General features: G+C 63.7%; 17 protein-coding genes. 10 read left to right on the top strand and 7 right to left on the bottom strand.

Going from position 1 to position 19,571, the window contains the following annotated elements; all coding sequences use genetic code 11:
• The first annotated feature begins 3 nt into the window (after positions 1–3).
• Positions 4–2,451, top strand: coding sequence for a tetratricopeptide repeat protein (locus tag QAZ47_RS01955; RefSeq protein ID WP_278232322.1), 2,448 nt, complete (start codon positions 4–6; stop codon positions 2,449–2,451).
• Positions 2,452–2,486: 35 nt separating this feature from the next.
• Here QAZ47_RS01955 and xylA read toward each other — a convergent pair whose 3' ends face one another.
• Positions 2,487–3,812, bottom strand: a complete 1,326-nt coding sequence (gene xylA / locus QAZ47_RS01950; protein ID WP_278232321.1) for a xylose isomerase — start codon at positions 3,810–3,812, stop codon at positions 2,487–2,489.
• 111 nt (positions 3,813–3,923) lie between these two features.
• Here xylA and QAZ47_RS01945 point away from each other — a divergent pair, with 111 nt between their 5' ends.
• Positions 3,924–4,286 (top strand): nuclear transport factor 2 family protein, encoded by a 363-nt coding sequence (locus QAZ47_RS01945; RefSeq protein ID WP_278232320.1) that lies wholly within the window; start codon positions 3,924–3,926, stop codon positions 4,284–4,286.
• Positions 4,287–4,513: 227 nt separating this feature from the next.
• Here QAZ47_RS01945 and xylB read toward each other — a convergent pair whose 3' ends face one another.
• From xylB to QAZ47_RS01930, 3 genes are all read right to left on the bottom strand, one after another.
• A complete protein-coding gene (xylB, locus tag QAZ47_RS01940; protein WP_278232319.1) occupies positions 4,514–5,968 on the bottom strand; it encodes a xylulokinase in 1,455 nt (484 codons plus the stop codon).
• A gap of 82 nt (positions 5,969–6,050) precedes the next feature.
• Positions 6,051–7,376 carry a tetratricopeptide repeat protein gene (locus QAZ47_RS01935; protein ID WP_278232318.1) on the bottom strand — a complete coding sequence of 442 codons (1,326 nt, stop codon included), beginning with the start codon at positions 7,374–7,376 and terminating at the stop codon, positions 6,051–6,053.
• A gap of 110 nt (positions 7,377–7,486) precedes the next feature.
• Positions 7,487–8,110 carry a LysE family translocator gene (locus tag QAZ47_RS01930; RefSeq protein WP_278205296.1) on the bottom strand — a complete coding sequence of 208 codons (624 nt, stop codon included), beginning with the start codon at positions 8,108–8,110 and terminating at the stop codon, positions 7,487–7,489.
• 311 nt (positions 8,111–8,421) lie between these two features.
• Between QAZ47_RS01930 and QAZ47_RS01925 the strand changes: the two genes are divergently transcribed.
• The 8 genes from QAZ47_RS01925 to QAZ47_RS01890 all read left to right on the top strand — a co-directional run bounded on the left by QAZ47_RS01925 (position 8,422) and on the right by QAZ47_RS01890 (position 15,391).
• Positions 8,422–9,111, top strand: coding sequence for a L,D-transpeptidase (locus QAZ47_RS01925; RefSeq protein ID WP_278233753.1), 690 nt, complete (start codon positions 8,422–8,424; stop codon positions 9,109–9,111).
• Positions 9,112–9,199: 88 nt separating this feature from the next.
• Entirely contained in the window at positions 9,200–10,366 is a 1,167-nt protein-coding gene (locus QAZ47_RS01920; protein WP_278232317.1) for a diphosphate--fructose-6-phosphate 1-phosphotransferase, read from the top strand.
• Positions 10,366–11,112 (top strand): MBL fold metallo-hydrolase, encoded by a 747-nt coding sequence (locus QAZ47_RS01915; protein ID WP_278232316.1) that lies wholly within the window; start codon positions 10,366–10,368, stop codon positions 11,110–11,112. Before QAZ47_RS01920 ends, QAZ47_RS01915 begins: the two co-directional genes overlap by 1 nt.
• Before the next feature lie 189 nt (positions 11,113–11,301).
• Entirely contained in the window at positions 11,302–12,846 is a 1,545-nt protein-coding gene (locus QAZ47_RS01910; protein WP_278232315.1) for a DegQ family serine endoprotease, read from the top strand.
• Positions 12,847–13,025: 179 nt separating this feature from the next.
• On the top strand, positions 13,026–13,637 hold the full coding sequence (locus QAZ47_RS01905; RefSeq protein WP_278232314.1) for a sulfite oxidase-like oxidoreductase: 612 nt from the start codon (positions 13,026–13,028) through the stop codon (positions 13,635–13,637).
• A gap of 68 nt (positions 13,638–13,705) precedes the next feature.
• Complete coding sequence (locus tag QAZ47_RS01900) at positions 13,706–14,452, top strand: ferredoxin reductase (RefSeq protein WP_278232313.1); 747 nt, start codon at positions 13,706–13,708, stop codon at positions 14,450–14,452.
• Positions 14,453–14,852: 400 nt separating this feature from the next.
• Positions 14,853–15,059: a DUF680 domain-containing protein gene (locus QAZ47_RS01895; RefSeq protein ID WP_278205289.1), complete on the top strand. Its 207-nt coding sequence runs from the start codon at positions 14,853–14,855 to the stop codon at positions 15,057–15,059.
• A 101-nt stretch (positions 15,060–15,160) separates the two neighbouring features.
• Positions 15,161–15,391 (top strand): DUF680 domain-containing protein, encoded by a 231-nt coding sequence (locus tag QAZ47_RS01890; protein ID WP_278205287.1) that lies wholly within the window; start codon positions 15,161–15,163, stop codon positions 15,389–15,391.
• A 208-nt stretch (positions 15,392–15,599) separates the two neighbouring features.
• On the opposite strand, the gene ugpC is transcribed toward QAZ47_RS01890, so the two are convergent.
• Genes ugpC through QAZ47_RS01875 form a run of 3 tightly spaced genes read right to left on the bottom strand, consistent with a single transcriptional unit; the run spans position 15,600 to position 19,571 of the window.
• Positions 15,600–16,712, bottom strand: coding sequence for a sn-glycerol-3-phosphate ABC transporter ATP-binding protein UgpC (gene ugpC, locus QAZ47_RS01885; RefSeq protein ID WP_278232312.1), 1,113 nt, complete (start codon positions 16,710–16,712; stop codon positions 15,600–15,602).
• Between the two features lie 35 nt (positions 16,713–16,747).
• Positions 16,748–18,412 carry an alpha-glucosidase gene (locus QAZ47_RS01880; RefSeq protein ID WP_278232311.1) on the bottom strand — a complete coding sequence of 555 codons (1,665 nt, stop codon included), beginning with the start codon at positions 18,410–18,412 and terminating at the stop codon, positions 16,748–16,750.
• A gap of 4 nt (positions 18,413–18,416) precedes the next feature.
• The gene (locus QAZ47_RS01875; RefSeq protein WP_278205284.1) at positions 18,417–19,571 is read right to left on the bottom strand and encodes a carbohydrate ABC transporter permease; all 1,155 of its coding nucleotides are present in this window, start codon (positions 19,569–19,571) and stop codon (positions 18,417–18,419) included.

Genomic DNA, 19,571 nt, shown 5'->3' with positions numbered 1-19,571 from the left:
GCCATGCGGATCACCGTCACAGCCATTACTGTCGCCCTGGCATTCTCAGTCGAGGGGTGGATGCCGACCTCGGCTGAGGCGCTCGGCGACACGGAGGCTCAGAACTGCGCAGTCGCGATTGCCGGTTCAGTCAACACCAGCCAGATTTCCAATGTCTGCGGTGTCCCGCCGGAAGTCTTGGCGGCGATCGTCAACGAGTTCTCGGAAGCCAGGAAGGCCTATCAGGATACGAACAAGACGCTTCAGGAACTGGCCGACGAGCGCAGGCAGACTGTCGACAATGTCCGGCAAGCGCTCGATCTGACGAACGGCCAGATACGGGCCGCTTTCGAAATCCTGGGGGAGACGAACGTCCCTTCCGAGCAGCTTGCGGGCAAATTGGTCGAGATCGCAACAAAGTTCAAAGACCTCCAATCGATAGCGGCAGCGCAGCCGGGCGACACTGCTGAAATCATCTCGCTTAAGGGGCGGGCCGAGGCTGCGACCAAGGCAGGCGAACTCGACAAAGCAGACGCCCTGCTTGCCGAGATCGACAACAAGCAAGCTTTGGCTCAAGACAAGCTTGCTACAAACCGAGCAGCCACGCTTGCCAACCGAGGCGACCTGGCACTTGGTCGTCTGCGCTACCCCGATGCGGCGAAGCACTTCGCGAATGCGGCGAACACAGTTCCAAAGGGAGAAGCTTATTCAGAACTCCGGCGTGAATATCTTCGGCAAGAAGCTTCGGCGTGGTATCACCAGGGCGACGAGTATGGAGACAACTCGGCGGCTGAGACGGCTGTTGCACGAGAAAGGCGTCTACTAGACATCACTCCAAGATCGGAATTGCCGCTCGACTGGGCAACAACGCAGAACGATCTTGGGGTGTCGCTATTCGCCCTCGCCGAACGGGAGGGTGGTACCGCACACCTGGAGGAGGCCGTGGTTGCTTACCGGGCGGCGCTGGAAGAAAGGACCCGCGAACGCGTTCCGTTTGACTGGGCACAGACGCAGAGCAATCTCGGGATCGCATCCTGGGCGATCGGCGAGCACAGCGGCGGGACAGACCGTCTAGAGGAAGCGGTTGTTGCATTCCGGGCAGCGCTGGAGGTGCAAACGCGGGAGCGGGCGCCATTTGCCTGGGCGCAGACACAAAACAATCTCAGCGTTGTGCTTCGAAGCCTTGGTGCGCGCGAAAGCGGTACAGCGAACTTGGAACAGGCAGTTGCTGCCTCCCGCGCGGCGCTGCAGGAATGGACCCGCGAGCGGACGCCTCTAGACTGGGCGAGGGCCGAGGACAATCTCGCATTGACGTATTGGGTGCTCGGTGAACGCGAGAACGATGCGGTTCGTCTTAAAGAAGCGATCTCGGCGTTCAATGAAGTGTTAGGGGAATGGACACCTGAACGCGTTCCCATCCGCTGGGGTGCCGCGCAGAGTAGCCTCGGCAATGCGCTTCGAGCGCTAGGTCAGGTGGACGACAACGCAGCAAGCCTCGAGGCGGCGGTCAGTGCCTACCGGGCGGCGCTGCAGGAGTTGACCCGAGAACGAGCGCCGTTCGACTGGGCGACCACACAGAACAACCTTGGCAGCGCGCTTTTGTCACTCAGCAATCACGAAGCCGGCACATCTCGACTCGATGAGGCTATCACCGCCTTTAACGCATCGCTGGAAGAGTGGACCCGGGAGCGGGAACCCCTGCGATGGGCAATGGCTCGGTTCAACATCGCAAACGCGCTGGTGGCTTTGGGCCGACGCCAACAAGACATGGCGCATGTTGAGGAGGCGATCCCGATATTCCGCGAGGTTCTGGAGGAGTGGACGCGAGAACGCGTACCGCTCGACTGGGCTCGGGCCCAAACTGGTCTCGGCGGAGCGCTCGCCATTTTCGATGCGCACGGAAATGGTACAGCCCTGCTGCAGGAGGCGATCGCCGCATACCAATCGGCGTCGGAGGAAGCAACCCGCGAACGGGCGCCGTTCGAATGGGCGCTAGCACAGGCGGCTCTTGGCGATGCACTTTGGATGTATGCAAAGCGGACGAAGGGACCAGAAAGTCTCGAGCGCGGAAAAGCGGCACTCGCGGCTTGGCGAAATAGCCAATTGGTGTTCACCCGCGAGCATCAACCGGAGCGGTGGGCGAATACGCAAAATTCGATCGGGTACGGGTTGGTTATTATTGGCGAATGGGAAAACGATGGTGCCCGATTCGCAGAAGCGGTCCCGGTCCTACGTCAGGCACTCGCAGTTCAACAGAAGCTGCAAGCAACTATGAGTGTCGCGTTCACGTCCGACAGCCTATGCCGCGCGCTGCTGGACATAGGCGATCGAAGCAAGGACCGCTCTCTCCTCCTGGAGGCCAGGCAACTTTGCGAGGATTCAGTCAACGCAAGGAAAGGCGCCGGCGCCGACATAGCCGAGACCGACGCCAATCTGGCGGCAATCGCTGCCGCGCTCAAGGCGCTGCCCTGAGCTCTTGGCCAAATGCAAAAGCGCTCCCGCCGATATCACACGTATCTGTTGACGATGTTTTCCAGCAGCTCCTGCCGGCCGGAGCGCGGCTGCGGCTCGATCTTCTTCTTCACCACCCGCTCGGCGATCTCTTCCAGCGTGCGCTTGCCGGACAGCATCGCCTTGCCCTCGGCGGTGTTCCAGCCGGCATAGCGCTCGGCGAGCGGTGCGGACAGCGCCTTGTCCTCGATCATTTCGGCTGCAGCCTTGAGGCCGCGCGCGCAAGAATCCATGCCGCCGATATGGCCGATCAAGAGATCCTCCGGGTCGAGCGACTGGCGCCTGAGCTTGGCGTCGAAATTGGTGCCGCCGGTCTTGAAGCCGCCGCCCTGCAGGATCTGGTAATAGGCCAAGGCCATTTCCGGCACGTTGTTGGGGAACTGGTCGGTATCCCAGCCCGACTGGTAGTCGTTGCGGTTCATGTCGATCGAGCCGAAGATGCCGAGCGCGTTGGCCAAAGCCAGCTCATGCTCGAAGGAATGGCCGGCGAGGATGGCGTGGCCCTGCTCGATGTTGAGTTTTACTTCCTTCTCCAGCCCGAAGCGCTTGAGGAAGCCATAGACGGTCGCGACATCGTAATCGTACTGATGCTTTGTCGGCTCCTGCGGCTTCGGCTCGATCAGGATCGTGCCCTTGAAGCCGATCTTATGCTTGTAGTCGACGACGAGGTTGAGGAAGCGGCCGGCCTGTTCCTGCTCGCGGGCGAGGTCGGTGTTGAGCAGCGTCTCATAGCCTTCACGCCCGCCCCACAGCACGTAGTTCTCGCCCTTCAGCTTCTTGGTGACGTCGATGCACTTCTTCACCGTCGCCGCCGCATAGGCGAACACGTCCGGGTCGGGATTGGTGGCCGCACCTGACATGAAGCGGCGGTGCGAGAAGAGGTTCGCCGTGCCCCAGAGCAGCTTGATGCCGGTTTTTTTCATCTTGTCGGCAAAGTAATCGGCGATCTCGTCGAGGCGCGCAGCGCTTTCGGAGAAATCCTTGCCTTCCGGGCGCACGTCGGCGTCGTGGAAGCAGAAATAGGGCGCGCCGAGCAGCGAGAACATCTCGAAGGCGACGTCGGCCTTGAGCTTCGCCAATTCCATCGTGTCGACGCCGCCGGGCTTGGCGAACCAGGGGCGATCGAAAGTCTGGCCGCCGAAGGGGTCGCCGCCCTGCCAGGCGAAGGAATGCCAGTAGGCGACGGCGAAGCGCAGATGATCTTCCAGCCGCTTGCCGGCCACGACCTCGTCCGGGTTGTAGTACCGGTAGGCCAGCGGATTGGTCGAATCCGGCCCCTCATACTTGATTTTCTCGATGTCGCCGAAAAATCCGCTGCTCATGGTTTCCTTCCTCTCCGAATGCTTCGCCCGATTACCTCAGGCGTAATTGGTTTCGCTCTTTCCTGGCGCGAAAAGGGTCATGTCGTAACGATCCAACGAAGGATGAAGACAATGACCGACCTCAACACGATCGCCCGCAACTACATCACCGCCTGGAACGAGAGCGACGCGACGCGCCGAAAGGCCTTGCTCGAGGCTGCCTTCACCAGCGACGTCAGCTACCGCGACCCGGTCATGCAGGGCGACGGCCATGAAGGCATCGCCGCGCTGATCGACGGCGTCCAGCAGCGCTTTGCCGGCTTTCGTTTCTCGCTGAAAGGCGAGCCCGACGGTTTCGCCGACCGCATCCGCTTCTCGTGGAACCTCGGGCCGGAGGGGAATGAGTCCGTCATCGAAGGCACGGATATCGGCGTCATCGAGAACGGCCGCCTGAAGAGCGTCACCGGCTTCCTTGACAAGGTCCCGGCGCAGTGAGGCCAACCGGGGAGGGGAGGCGCGAAGCACCCCCCTCTGTCCTGCCGGCCATCTCCCCCTCAAGGGGGGAGATTGGCTGTCACGTTGCTCTTCGCCAATCGCCAGCGTGGAAAAAAGTACGGCAGCGCTGAAGCTGCCAATCTCCCCCCTTGAGGGGGAGATGCCCGGCAGGGCAGAGGGGGGTGCCTCGCGCCCACTCATGCGGCTAGAGGGTGCCTCGCGCCCACTCACGCGGTTGCAGCCCTTATCGCCGGGTAGAGCGCGCGATAGCGCTGATAGGCGTCCGCGAAGGCCCCACCAAGTCCGGCATCCGGCTCGATCGTGGTGTCGGTCACGGGCGCCGTGCAGACGGCAATTGGATCAGCACCCGTCGCGGCAATCAGGCCGAGCCGCGCCGCGCCGAAAGCGGCGCCGAAATCGCCATCGGCCGGAATGTCGACCGGCAGCTGCAGCGCCGTGGCGATCGCCTTCAGCCAGTAGCGCGAGCGCGAGCCGCCGCCGATCGCCGTCACTCGTGTAAGCTTCGTGCCCGCCGTCTTCAGCGCTTCGAGACTGTCGCGGAAGGCAAACGCCACGCCTTCGAGCACGGCCTGCGTCAGCACGGCCCGGCCTGATTCATGCGCGAGGCCCGTAAATGATCCGCGGATAACGGAATCATTGTGCGGCGTGCGCTCGCCGGAGAGATAGGGCAGGAAAGAGACGTCCGTCGGCGCCTTGAGCTTGTCGCCGAGCTCGCCGGTCAGGTCGCCGGCGCTCTTCCCGGTGATCTCCGACAGCCAGTTGAGCGAATCGGTGGCCGACAGGATGACGCCCATCTGGTGCCAGGTGTTTGGCAGCGCATGGCAGAATGTGTGCACCGCGCTTTCCGGATTGGGCAGGTAGGAGGCGTTCGCCGCGAACAGCACGCCGGACGTGCCGAGCGAGACGAAAGCGTTGCCGGCGCCGACCGTGCCCATGCCGCAGGCCGACGCCGCATTGTCGCCGGCGCCGCCGGCCACCGGAATGCCTGAAGCAATGCCCCATTTCGAGGCGAGGTCGCCGCGCAAGGCGCCGGCCTTCGCGGTGCCTTCGACAAGCGACGGCATGTGCTTCTCGTCGAGCGACGTCGCAGCGAGCAATTCGGACGACCAGCGGCGCTTGCCGACATCGAGCCAGGACGTGCCGGCCGAATCCGACATTTCGGAAATGTGCTCGCCGGTAAGCCAGAGCCTCAAGAAATCCTTGGGCAGCAGTACCTTGGCAACCCTGGCAAAGATTGTCGGTTCGTTGTTCTTCACCCAGGCGAGCTTCGGCGCGGTGAAGCCCGGAAAGACGATGTTGCCGGTTAGCTCGCGGAAGCGCGGGTCGGCATCGAGCGCGGCAGCCTCGACATGGCTGCGCGTGTCGTTCCACAGGATGCAGGGGCGAAGCACCTTGTCCGAGGCGTCGAGAAGGGTTGCGCCATGCATCTGGCCGGAGAGGCCGATGCCCTTGACCGCGGCAAGCTCAGTTGGATGGGAAGCCTTGAGCTCGGCGATCGCCGCCTCGCAGGCCTCGATCCAGTGCGCCGGGTCCTGCTCCGACCAACCGGGATGCGGCCGCGAGACCTCGAGCAAGCCATGGCCCGAGCCGATGACCTTCTGGCGATCATCGATCAGCAGCGCCTTGACGCCCGATGTGCCCAGGTCGAGGCCGAGATACATGATGTCCTCCCATTGCCATTAATTTTTTCGGATCTCGAAAAAATCTGGCTTGGCCAGTTCTTATGCCAAGATCCGCCTCGGGTCAATTCTCTGACAAATCGGCCGCGCGGCGCGAGAACAGCGCCGACAGTGGGCTGTCCGGCCGCGCCAGCCGGCGCTCGGCGGTCAATGACCGCGCCAACGCACCGTCACCGGCCCGAAGTGCGGCCTCGATCAGGGTCAGGTCGATCACGTCGCGCTGCGCGTGACTGCCGCCGAAGCGGTGGGCAATCGACCGGATCGGCCGGATCAGGCGCGCGGCTTCGCCATAGTTGCCCTCGCCGAACGCCTTGAAGGCAAGCGTCAGCGAGTGGCCGACGTCGCGCGTGAAGGCGGCGTTGTCGTCATTTCCGCGCATCGCCTCGCGCTGCGCTTCGAGCAAGGTCTGCGCCGGCGCGTCCAATCCGGCCCCGACAAAGGCCATCATCGCATGTGCGTCGTTGAAGGCATAATTGCCGGCGGCGGCCTTCGGCGCCCAGTTGGCGGCAAGTGCGGCCCAGCGGTCGCCGACGTCGACGCCGCCGAGATGGAGACGCCACAGGATCGCGGAAGCGTCGACCATGTTGAGCGCCAGCGTCGAGCGGTCGCCATAGATCGGCCCGTCATAAAGCGTCAGAACCGCGTCCGTCTCGCCGAGGTCATAGTGGAACAGCGCCAGGTGCCACCAATTGTGGATTTTCAGAAAGCTGTCCTTCGACCAAGCATCGGGGTTGGCGCGCATCCAGGCGATGCCGTCCCTTTGCCGGCTCTGCATTTCCATGACATGCGCGACCGCGTGCTGCGCCCAGCCGTCGCGCGGCTCGATCTCGATCGCCTGCCGGCCAAGACTCTCGGCGCGGGCATAGTCGCCCATTTCCTCCAGTCCGAAGGCCTGCATGCCGAGGACGGCATGGTAGCCCGGCATGCCCTTCTGCCAGGCCGGCAGCGCCCGGCCGATCCGGTCGCGCAGCATGCGCGCATTGCCGGTGAAGAAGTCGATCTGATGTCCCACCTGCAGCGCCAGCGCGTCGAGCGGATTGTCGATCGCGACATCCTCCAGGACGCGGGCGGCGTCGTGCCAGCGGCCCGCCGCGAGACGGCCAAGCGCCGCGACATGCGCCCGCTCATGCGTGGTGCCGGCAAGCGACAGCGCCGCCGCATGGCAGGATCGCGCGACTGCCATGGCCTCCCGCTCGGTGGCCAGCCCGAACAGGTAGCCCTTGAACACATGCGCCATCACGAAACCGGGATCGTCGGCGATGGCGCGGTCGATCGTGCCGACCGGGTCGCCGATGAAGCATTGCAATTCATGGACGGCTCTGGCGTAGGACGAAAACCCGGCTTCGGTCGCGCCTGAATAAGCCAGGCCGAATGCGTCCTTCAGCGCCATTGAGTTGTCCTTCGGTGCTCTGCTGATCGGTATCCGATCCTAGAGCATCAAAAGCTGGTCCGCCAACCGAGACGGCAGCGTCCCATCGAGAGGCGCCGCCGGGCCTGCCCTCAATTCCCCGAGCGCATCGCTACCGTGGCGATGCCGGCGCCAACCAGCAACGTTCCGCCGGTGCGGTTGAAGATGCGGATCGCCTTCGGATTGCGCACGATGGCGCGTGCCCGCGAGGCGACCAGGGCATAGCCCAGGGCGTTGGTGAAGGCGAGCGCCAGGAAGGTCGTTTCGAAGATCAGCATCTGCGTCCAGAAATCGGCATGCCGGTCGAGGAACTGCGGCAGGAAGGCGACGAAGAAGGTGATGCTCTTCGGGTTGAGCGCCGTCACCAGCCAGGCATGCGCCATCATCCTTGCCGCCGACACCGCGTCGGTGCGCGGCTCGGCCTTCAGCGCGCCGCCGGCGCGGAAGAGTTTGATGCCGAGATAGACCAGATAGCCGGCGCCGATAATTTTGAGCACGGTGAACACGGTTGCCGATGCCGCAAGCAGCGCGCCGATACCCAGCATCGACAGCGTCATGGCGGTGAAGTCGCCGAGCGCGACGCCGACCGCCATCGGCAGCGCTGTGCGCCAGCCCTGGCCCAGCGCATAGGAGACGACCAAGAGGATTGTCGGGCCCGGGATGACGAGAAGGATGGTAGAGGCGGCGGCGAACGCAGCCCAGTTTTCGAAGGACATTTCCTCACTCCTTGAGCGCAAAGAACAGGATAAATCCTGGCGTCTTCGCGATTGTAAAGAGGTCATGGACAAAATCTTCGGTGCTGGCTTGCCTGGCTCCTCCGGCGATGTGGCGGGCCGTTAGGGTTAAGCCCGGCCTCGCGCCTTTCACGCTTTCTCAACCATGAATGATGAAAATGCCAGCCATTCGGCCGGACCGTGCTTCCCGCCGACAGCGTAGGGTTTGGTGTATGCGCGAGTTGCCGCAAAGTCTGACGCCGCCTTCGAACGGCGAAACCGTCGAAACCGAAATTCCGCTTTCCCGCCGCGCCATGCTTTCCGGCATGAGCGCCATGGCGCTGCTCGGCATCGCCGGCTGCAGCACCACAGAGACGCTCGATCTGCCGCAATTGCAGCTCGACAACACGACCACCGGCTCGGTGCATCCGATGCGACCGGCGATCAGCGTCGACAAGAACATCACCGGCCCGGACGTGATGTATGCTTCGCTCACCGATGGCGGCTTCCAGGTGCCCGCCGTGCCATGGCAGAAGGTCAAGCCGGAATTCCGCCGCCAGATCGTCGTCGACAAGACCGGCGAGGCGCCCGGCACCATCGTCGTCCACCTGCAGGAGCGCATGCTCTACCTGGTCCAACCGGGCGGCGACGCCATCCGCTACGGCGTCGGCATCGGCAAGGACGGCTTCCGATGGTCGGGCCGCGCCAACATCCAGTACGGCAAGGAGTGGCCGGTCTGGACGCCGCCGCCGGAGATGATCCAGCGCAAGCCGGAGCTGGTGAAGTGGCAGGGCGGCCAGCCCGGCGGCCTCACCAATCCGCTCGGCGCCCGCGCGCTCTACATCTACCAGAACGGCAAGGACACCGGCTACCGCATCCACGGCTCGCCGGAATGGTGGAGCATCGGACAGGCGATGTCGTCGGGCTGCGTGCGGCTGATCAACCAGGACATCATCGACCTCTACAACCGCGTGTCCAAGAGGAACCCGGTCGTCGTCGTCTGATCCGCCATCAGTGAGTTTTCTTCCGTTGCGCGATGCCGCAAGACAGGCGAAGGTGCCCTGAAAACCTTCGTCTCGGGAGAAGAAGATCATGGCCGGAACTTTCGTCATCGCGCAGGGCGGCGGCCCCACCGCCGTCATCAACCAGACGGTCGTCGGCGCCACGCTGGAGATCCGCAAACGGCATCCCGGCGCCAAGGTGCTGGGCTCGATCCATGGCGTGCGCGGCATCCGCGACGGCAACTATGTCGACCTTTCCGCCATTCCGGAGGACCGGCTGCGGCTGATTGCCGGCACGCCGAGCGCCGCCCTCGGCTCGACCCGCGACAAGCCCGACGCTGCCTATTGCGAGGTCATCCTCAACGGCCTGAAGAAGGCCGGCGCCGATGCCTTCATCTATATCGGCGGCAACGACACCTCGGGCACCCAGCAGATCCTGACCGATGCCGCCGGCGGCACGATGGCCTTCGTGCATGCTCCGAAAACCATCGACAACGATCTCGAGGAGAACGATCACACGCCTGGCTTCATTTCGGCTGCCGAATTCGTCGCCGGCGCCTTCCTCTCCGTCGATCTCGATTTCCGCGCGCTGCCTGGCATCTATGTCGGCATCGTCATGGGCCGGCACGCCGGCTTCCTGACCGCCGCCGCCGCTGCCTGGCAGCTCGATTCCGACAGCGGCCCGCATCTGGTCTATGTGCCGGAGCGCGCCTTCTCCGCCGAGCGTTTCATCGACGATGTGCGTAGGACGCTCGACCGCCACAAGCGCTGCATCGTCGCCGTTTCGGAGGGCGTCAGCACCGCCGACGGCAAGGCGCTGGTCGAAAGCCTGGTGCCGCCGGAAAAGCTCGAGCGCGACCAGCACGGCAACGTCAAACTGTCGGGCAGCGACCTGCCGGCGGCGCTCGAGCGGGCGCTGGCCGAAGGCCTGCCGGGCAAGCGGGCCCGCGTCGACGCGTTGGGCTACATGCCGCGCGGCTATGTCGGCGCGATCAGCCCCGTCGACGCCAAGGAGGCCTTCGATGCCGGCGCCTTCGCGGTTGCCGTCGCCGAGGAGGGCGGCGGCTCGGTGGCGCTGCAATATGATGGCGAAAAGACCGTGCTGAAGAAGGTGCCGCTGAAGGCGGTCGCCGGCAAGACGCGCCACATGCCGGACAACTTTATGAAGCCGGACGTCAACCAGTTGTCCGAGGCCGGCATGGCCTATCTCAAGCGGCTGGTGCCGGAAAAATACAAGGTCGGGAAGCCGTTCGTCTGATGGGCGACCTCGTTGTGGGCGACTGGTTCGGCAAGGCGATTGTCGATGCCAGGACGACGATGCTGACCGAGCCCTTCGTGCACGATTTCGTGCGCGCCAACATCTGGCATCTCGAGGGCCGTGATGCCGACCTGCTGGTCGACACCGGCATGGGCATCTGGCCGCTGGCGCCCGAGATCGAAACGCCGGCTGGCAAACCGCTGATCGTCGTCGCCACCCACATACATCTCGACCATGTCGGCTCGCTGCACGAATTCCCGCTGCGCATGGGGCCGAAGGTCAGCGCGGCGCAGTTCGACGACATGGATGATGCCGTCACTTATGCTTACATGTTCCACAATCTCGACGGCGCGGTATCAAAGCTGCCGGCGCCCGCCTGGAAGGCGGCCGACTATCGAATCCCGTCGGCGCCGCTCACACGAGCGCTCGACGAAGGCGATATCGTCGATCTCGGCGACCGGAAATTCCGCGTGCTGCATCTGCCGGGACATTCGCCGGATTCGATCGGGCTGTTTGACGAAGCCGACGGCCTGTTCTTCGCCGGCGACGCGATCTATGACGGCATGCTGATTGACGATCTGCCGGATTCGGATCGTGCTGCCTTTTGCCGCACCATGCAGCGGCTGCTCGACCTGCCGATACGTATCGGCCATGGCGGTCATGGCCCGAGTTTCAATGGCCAGCGCATGCGCGAGATCGCATCCGCCTACCTGCGCCGGAGAGAGCGGTTCGTGAGCGTTCTCTGAATTAAATCTTCGTAAGGTCGTGCCAAAACCCTAATTCGGGCCATTCCACGCCCTAGATGCAAGGCTGTCGATCCGGCCGGCTGCCATGCATGGCGAGACAGGCAATCCCGGTCGCCGACACACCGACGGGCGCGTCCCCTGAGAACCACCCGCGGCGCCGGATCAACTCTCGCCCGGACAGAAACGACCATGTCACCCATCAGCATTTTTCGCAGACATCGCGTCGCGGCCCTGCTGGGCGCTGCGCTGATCATTACCCCCGTTGTCGTCTCCTTTGCGCAAAATGAGGGCAACAGCGGCTTGAGCAATGTGGCCGCGACGACCCAGACCCCCGTCGCCGGCATCACCGCCCCCAACGGCTCGTTCGCGCCGGTCGTCGCCATCGCCAAGCCAGCTGTCGTGACCGTGACGACCATGATGAAGGCGCAGCCCGGAGCGATGGGCGATGGCTCGCCCTTCGACGGCAATTCGCCCTTCGATCAGTATTTCCAGCAGTTCTTCGGCGACCAGGGCATTCCGATGCCGAAGACGCCGCCGCAGCAGTCGCCGCGGCAGGAGGCTTTGGGCTCCGGCTTCATCGTCGGCTCGGACGGCACCATCGTCACCAACAACCATGTCGTCGACGGTGCGACCTCGATCAAGGTGACGCTCGACGACGGCACCGAGCTACCCGCCAAGCTCGTCGGCCACGATGCCAAGAACGATCTGGCGGTGCTCAAGATCAAGGCGAGCAAGCCGCTGCCGATCGTCAAATGGGGTGATTCCAACAAGCTGATGACCGGCGACCAGGTGCTGGCGATCGGCAACCCCTTCGGCATCGGCACCACGGTCACCGCCGGCATCGTCTCGGCGCGCGGCCGCGACCTGCACAGCGGGCCGTTCGACGATTTCATCCAGATCGACGCGCCGATCAATCACGGCAATTCCGGCGGTCCGCTGGTCGACGTCAGCGGCAATGTCGTGGGCATCGACACCGCGATCTATTCGCCCAACGGCGGCAGCGTCGGCGTCGGCTTCGCCATCCCATCGAACCAGGCGCAAAAGGTCGTCGCCAAGCTGATGAAGGGCGGCGATATCGAATACGGCTATCTCGGCGTGCAGATCCAGCCTGTCACGCCGGATGTCGCCAGCGCCATCGGCCTCGATCATCCTGGCGGCGCGCTGGTCGCCCAGGTCACCGACGGGTCGCCAGCGGCCAAGGCCGGTATCAAGACCGGCGACGTGATCACCGGTTTCGGCGGCCAGGAGATCAAGGATCCGAAGGACCTGTCGCGCGCCGTCGCCGACGTCGCGCCCGGGGCCAAGGAGACGCTCAACGTCTGGCGCAAGGGCAAGGCGCTCCAGATCTCGGCCGATGTCGGCCGCAACACCGAGGATACGCAGACCGCTTCAGCTGGCCAAGGGAGCAAACCGCCGGCCGGACAGGGCCTGGGCGTGCCGTCGCTCGGCCTTGGCCTGACCGATCTCACGCCTGACATCCGTCAGGAACTCAACCTCGCCGACAACCAGCGCGGCGCCGTGATCGAGCGTGTCAATCCGGACAAGGCGGCCTCGGCCGCCGGCCTGCAGCCCGGCGACGTCATCGTTGCCGTCGACCAGACGCCGGTGAGGAGCGCCAGGCAGGCGAACCAGGCGATCGCCGAAGCCGCCAAATCCGGCAAGAAGTCGGTGCTGCTGCTGGTCGATCGCGCCGACGCGCAGATATTCGTCGCCGTGCCTTTCGCCGCCGGGTGATTGCCCGCAAGGACCTGCCGGCGGGGAGCAATTTCAGAAAAACTGCGTCGCGGTTTTCCGTCCGAAATTGCGTCAAACAAATATCCAGTCGGCAGGTCCTCTTCCAAGAAACCGGTTGCCCGTCGGGGCGTCTTCGAGAAGACTGCGGCACAACCTGCCCAATCGAAGGAGGCGTCTCGATGGTCACCCGCGGCTTCTTTTCCGGACGGCGTCCTCCATCGGACACCGATGCGCGCATCCCGCCGGGGCAGTACTTGGAACAGGGTTTTCCGGTTCTCTCGGCAGGGCCGACGCCGCGCTTGCGCACCGAGGACTGGTCCTTCACGCTCAAGCATGGGCCAAAGCCGATCAAGAAATGGAACTGGGCCGAATTCAACGCCCTGCCGCAAAACAAGATGACACGCGACATCCATTGCGTGACCGCCTGGACCAAGTTCAACACGCCCTGGCAGGGCGTGCTGATCGACGACATCCTCGCCGATGCCGGCATCGAGCCGCCGACTGGCTTCACGCTGGCGCATTCCTTCGACGGCTATTCCACCAATGTGCCGACCAAGGACCTCGTTACCGGCAAGGCGATGGTGGCGCTGTTTTACGAGGGCAAGCCGATCGCTCCCGACCACGGCGGACCCGCGCGGCTCCTGGTGCCGCACCTCTATTTCTGGAAGTCGGCCAAATGGGTGAACGGTCTGCAGTTCACCGAGCGCGACGAGCCTGGTTTTTGGGAGTTGCGCGGCTATCACATGTATGGCGACCCCTGGCGCGAGCAGCGCTATTCAAGCGATTCATGAGGGGCGATCCATGAGGGGCGATCCCATGAAGGGTGACCCATGAGGGGCGACCCCGTGAAAGGTGACCCATGAGCGCCGAACCGCAGCCGCAGTCGCCGTGGCAGACGGCCACGATCAGCCGCGTCGAAAAGCGCACGCCGCGCGTCACCAGCTTCTGGTTCCAGCCGTCGCGTCCGTTCACCCATCTGGCGGGGCAGCATGTCGATGTCAGGCTGACGGCGCCGGACGGCTATCAGGCGCGCCGTTCCTATTCCATTGCCTCGGCGCCTGAAGCAGGCGCCGCCATCGAGCTGGCGATCGAGCGGCTCGACGATGGCGAGGTTTCGCCTTTCTTCCACGACGTGGCGGAGGTCGGCGACGAGATCGAATTGCGTGGACCGCTCGGCGGCCACTTCATCTGGGAGGTGAGCGACGGCGGGCCGATCCTTCTGGTCGGCGGCGGTTCCGGCGTGGTGCCGCTGATGGCGATGGTGCGCCACCGCACCCTGCAAAGATCGGCTGCGCCGGTCGCGCTGGTGTTTTCGGCGCGGACCTGGGACGAAGTGATCTTCCGCGATGAATTGATCGGCCTCGACAACCGCCGCGACGGCTTCGATCTGGTGCTGACGCTGACGCGCGAGCAAGCCCGCCGCCCCTCCGACTATTCCCGGCGCATCGACGCCCATATGATGGTGCAGGCCATGGAACGGCTGCCGAAGGCGCCCCGGCTCGCCTATGTTTGCGGCTCGAATGCATTCGTGTCGGCCGCCGCTGAAGCCATCATCGACGCCGGCGTTCCGGCAGCGCTCATCCGTACGGAGCGCTACGGGGTTTGAAGCGGCATGGACCTGTGGCCGGCACCGCCTCCGAATCGCGTCCCCGATCAGCCTCAAAAGGGTCAACAGTATCGAAAAGTGACTATTAGGAGATTCTAAAATCGAACCGAACGGTTCGTTTCTGTTGACGGTGCGTGCAGGACGGGTGAACATTGGCACTCCGATACACTTGGTGAGTCAAGTGCCATGATCATGTAACACACTGATTTAAAAGCAAAAAAATAGATGGTAGGCATGCTTATCATAATTTCAAGGTGTGGGCTCATGGTCCAGCCGGAACAACTTCGTGATTGGAATCCGGCAGCCGGCTCACCCACATCGGGGCTGTCCGAACGACGCGATTTCATTCCCAAGACACGCCGCTAGACGGACGGAAAAAAAAGATACTGGAGTACCAAAAATGAAAAAGATTGTTCTCACTGCCGCCGCCCTTCTGGCCATTTCCGGCAGCGCCTTCGCCGCGAGCGACAACTATGGTTCCAACGGCGCCAACCAGCCGGCTGCCGCGGTCGACACGTCCTACACGGCTTCGACCCACAAGTCGGCTCCGGCCGCTCAGCAGCCGGTCACTCAGGGTGCTGACCGCAACCTCTTCGGCAACAACTAACTGCCGAAGCGCGGCCGTGATCCGAAAATGAGGGGCCATGGCCGACAGGAGACGGACGGCGGGGTTCACCCGCCGCCTCCAAGAATTCAGGAGTACTGAAAATGAAGAAGATTGTTCTTGCCACCGCGGCCGTTCTGGCCCTGTCCAGCGCTGCCTTTGCGGCCAGCGACAACTACGGCTCCAACGGCGCCAACCAGCCGGCTGCTGCAGTCGACACCACCCGCACCTCGTCGGTCGGCTCCGACTCGCCGGTCCGCAAGCTGCTGAACTCGTCGAACGACGCGCAGAAGTCGGCCCCGCAGGGCAGCGACCGAAACCTGTTCGGCCGCTAAGCCTCCGGCATTCCAAGCCGGCATTCCAAGTAAGAAAAGAGCGGCGGGCCATGCCCGCCGCTCTTTCTTGGCAGGTGCTGCTTAAAGCAATTCCACTCCAGAGCGTTTCACCGTTTCACGGAAACGGCGAACCGCTCTATCTCTTTGTTTTTACGCAATTCCGAACGGAAAGCCGCTTACACCTTTCCTGGAATTGCTTTAGCCGGTGTCAGGCCGCCTTCGCCTCCTCGCGATGCAGCGTGAAGGAGTGCCCGTCGGCGTCGAAGATGTGCAGGTCGCCGGCGCTGGCGTTCAGCCGCAAGGTCTCGCCGCGCTTGACCTCGACATTGCCGGGCAGCTTGGCCACCAGCGGCAGGTCGGTGCGGCCGATATCGACATAGACGAGCTGAACCTCGCCGAGCTGTTCGATATAGTCCACCTTGCCTTCGAACAGGTAATCCGTGCCGGTGGCGATCGCGAGATCCTCCGGCCGCACGCCGAAGCTCACCGCGGCGCCGTTGGCCGAGGCGGGCGTCGCGATCGGCACGGTCGCCTTGCGGTCGCCGACATGGCTGACCACGGTCGGGTTGCCGGCCTTCTCGATCTTCGCCGGCAGGATGTTCATGGCGGGCGAGCCGATGAATTGGGCGACGAACAGGTTGCCCGGCCGCTTGTAGAGCTCCATCGGCGTGCCGACCTGCTCGACAACGCCTTCCTTCAGCACCACGATGCGGTCCGCCAGCGTCATCGCCTCGACCTGGTCGTGGGTGACGTAGATCATCGTCGTGTTCGGCATCTGCTCCTTCAGCTTGGCGATCTCGATGCGGGTGGCGACGCGCAGCGCCGCGTCGAGGTTCGACAGCGGCTCGTCGAACAGGAACACCTTCGGATTGCGCACGATGGCGCGGCCGATGGCGACGCGCTGCCGCTGGCCGCCCGACATCGCCTTGGGCAGGCGGTCGAGATATTTGGTGAGCTGCAGGATTTCCGCCGCCTGGCGCACGCGCTTGTCGATCTCGGCCTTGCTTTCCTTGCCGATCTTCATCGAGAAGGCCATGTTGTCGTAGACGGTCATATGCGGATAGAGCGCATAGGACTGGAACACCATGGCTATGCCCCGCTTCGACGGCGGCACGTCGTTCACCACCTCGCCGTCGATCTGGAGCACGCCGGACGTGATCTCCTCCAGGCCGGCTATCGACCTCAGCAAGGTCGACTTGCCGCAGCCCGACGGTCCGACGAAGACGATGAACTCGCCCGATTTGATGTCGAGGTCGATGCCGTGGAGAATGTTGAGATTGCCGTATGATTTCTTCACCTGATTCAGGGTGACATCGGCCATGTTTTCTTCCTCCCAGTGATTGTCTGTCGCCAAACTCAGTCGATCCGCCCGAACCAGGCGCCATAGCCGCCGAGGCGGATGGTCCCGGTGCCAGCTTGTCCCGAAAAGCCATGTCCCGGCAAGGGCTGCAGCGAGCCTTTGCCGAAATCGATCTCGGCCGGCTTGCTGCCGAGGTTGAAGACGCAGGCGATACGCTCGTTGCCTTCGCGTCGCGTGAAGGCGACGGTATCGCCATCGCTTTCGATGAAATCGATATCGCCCTTGCCCAGCGCGGGGTGCTGGCGCCGGAAGGCGAGGAAGCGCCTATAGTGCTCGAGCAGCGAGTTCGCATCGCCCTGCTGCACGTTGACCGCCTGCGAAAGATGCTTGCCCGGCACCGGCAGCCAGGGTCTTGCGGTCGAGAAGCCGCCATTTTTGGCCGCCGCTTCCCACACCATCGGCGTGCGGCAGCCGTCGCGGCCCTTGAATTCCGGCCAGAAACGGATGCCGTAGGGGTCCTGCAGATCCTCGAACTTGAGTTCGGCCTCGCCGAGGCCGAGTTCCTCGCCCTGGTAGATGCAGACCGAGCCGCGCAGCGACATCAAGAGCGCCGAGATCACCTTGAGATAGGCGGTCGGATCCGCCTCGTTGGCGGCCCAGCGCGAGGCCACGCGCATCACGTCATGATTGGAGAAGGCCCAGCAGGACCAGCCGTCGCTGGCGACCTGGCCGAAGGCCTCCAGCACCGCGCGTACCTTGGCCGCACTGATCTTTTCCGGCGCCAGGAAGTCGAAGGAATAGCACATGTGAACGCGCTTGCCGTCGGCGGTGTAGGCGGCCACCACTTCCAGCCCGCGCTGCGAATCGCCGACCTCGCCGACCGCGGCCTGCGCCGGATATTCGTCGAGCAAGGCCCGGAAACGCTCGAGGAAACCGAGGTTTTCCGGCCGGCTTTTGTCGTAGATATGGTCCTGGTAGTTGTAGGGGTTCACCGCCGGCGCCGTCTGGTCGTTGCGCTCTTCCGGCGGCAGCGGCGGATTGTCCTCCAATCCCTGGCTGTGGAAGTAGAAATTGATGGTGTCGAGCCGAAAACCGTCGACGCCGCGCTCCAGCCAGAAGCGGGTAACGTCGAGCAGCGCGTCCTGCACTTGCCGGTTGTGGAAGTTGAGGTCGGGCTGCTCGGCCAGGAAATTGTGCATGTAGTATTGCTGGCGGCTGGTGTCCCACTGCCAGGCCGAGCCGCCGAAGATCGACAGCCAGTTGTTGGGCGGCGTGCCGTCCGGCTTCGCGTCCGCCCACACGTACCAGTCCGCTTTCGGATTGGTCCGGCTGGAGCGGCTTTCCTTGAACCAGGGGTGGATGTCGGCGGTGTGCGACAGGACCTCGTCGATCATCACCTTGAGACCCAGCCGATGGGCTTCCGCGACAAGCGCGTCGAAATCGGCCAGCGTGCCGAACATCGGATCGACGTCGCAATAGTCCGACACGTCGTAGCCGAAATCCTTCATCGGCGATTTGAAGAAGGGCGAGATCCAGATGGCGTCGACGCCCAGCGAGGCGATGTAGGGCAGCCGCCGCACAATGCCTTGCAGGTCGCCGATGCCGTCGCCATTCGAGTCCTGATAGGAGCGCGGATAGATCTGGTAGATCACCGCGCCCCGCCACCAGTCGCGGTCGACGGCGGGGTCTGGTCTCGAAGTCGCCTTCAAAGCCGATTGCATTGTCTCAACCTCCTTTCACCGAGCCGGCAAGCAGCCCGCGGACGAAATAGCGCTGCAGCGAGAAGAAGACGATCAGCGGCACGATGATGGTCACGAAGGCCGACGTCGTCAGGATCTCCCAGTCGCCGCCGCGCGAGCCGAGCAGCGCGTTGAGCTTGGCCGTCAGCACGATCTGATCGGCCTCGGTGCCGAGGAAAACCATCGCCACCAGAAGATCGTTCCATACCCACAGGAATTGGAAGATGGCGAAAGAGGCGAGCACCGGGAAGGACAGCGGCAGCACGATCTTGACGAAGATCTCGAAGTCGCTGGCGCCGTCGATGCGCGCCGATTCCATGATCTCGCGCGGCAGGCCGGCGATGTAGCTCCTGAGCAGATAGATGGCGAAGGGAAGGCCGAAGCCGGTATGCGCCAGCCAGATGCCGAGATAGGTCTTCGACGGCACGCCGAAGAAGCTGCCGACGCCATTGTAGAGTTTCAACAGCGGGATCAGCGACATCTGCAGCGGCACCACCAGCAGACCGATGATGACGGCGATCAAGAGCGCCCGGCCGGGAAAGCGCATCCAGGCCAGCGCATAGGCCGCGAATGCGGCGATCAGGATCGGGATGACCGTCGAGGGAATGGTCACCGTCAGCGAGTTCATGAAGGAGCGGCCGATGCCTTCCGAGAACAGCACGGTCTTGTAATTGTCGGTGGTGAACTTCGGCGGTGCCGACGAGGCGAAATAGACGCGCTGGCCGCGCTCGCCCTCGAAGGCCTTAGGCGAGGAAAGAACGAAGCTGCCGTCGGCATTCATCTGCAAGGTGACGCCGTCGCCGAGATCGGCGGCCGTTCCGGCCGCGTATTGTGTCGGCGCCGACGACTTGACGCCGAAGGCGCTGATGTTGCGCTTGGCGCCGTCGCCGAAGATATTGCCCTCGATGACGTATTTGCCGTCCTTCTGCGCCTGCGCCGAAGCGGCCGGCAGCCGTCCGGCTTCGGTCTGGCTGGAACTGGCGAAGGAATTCCACCAGCCGGACGCGATGATCTGGTCCTTGTCGCGCAGCGACGAGACGAGGATGCCGAGCGTGGGCACGGTCCAGATCGCCACGAAGACGAGCACCGCAATGTGGACGCCGAAGCGGCTGGCAAAGGACTTTCCGGTCTTGGCGGTCAT

The sequence above is a fragment of the Mesorhizobium sp. WSM4904 genome (assembly GCF_029674545.1).
Lineage (GTDB): Bacteria > Pseudomonadota > Alphaproteobacteria > Rhizobiales > Rhizobiaceae > Mesorhizobium.
This window is presented reverse-complemented; position numbering and strand designations above follow the sequence as displayed.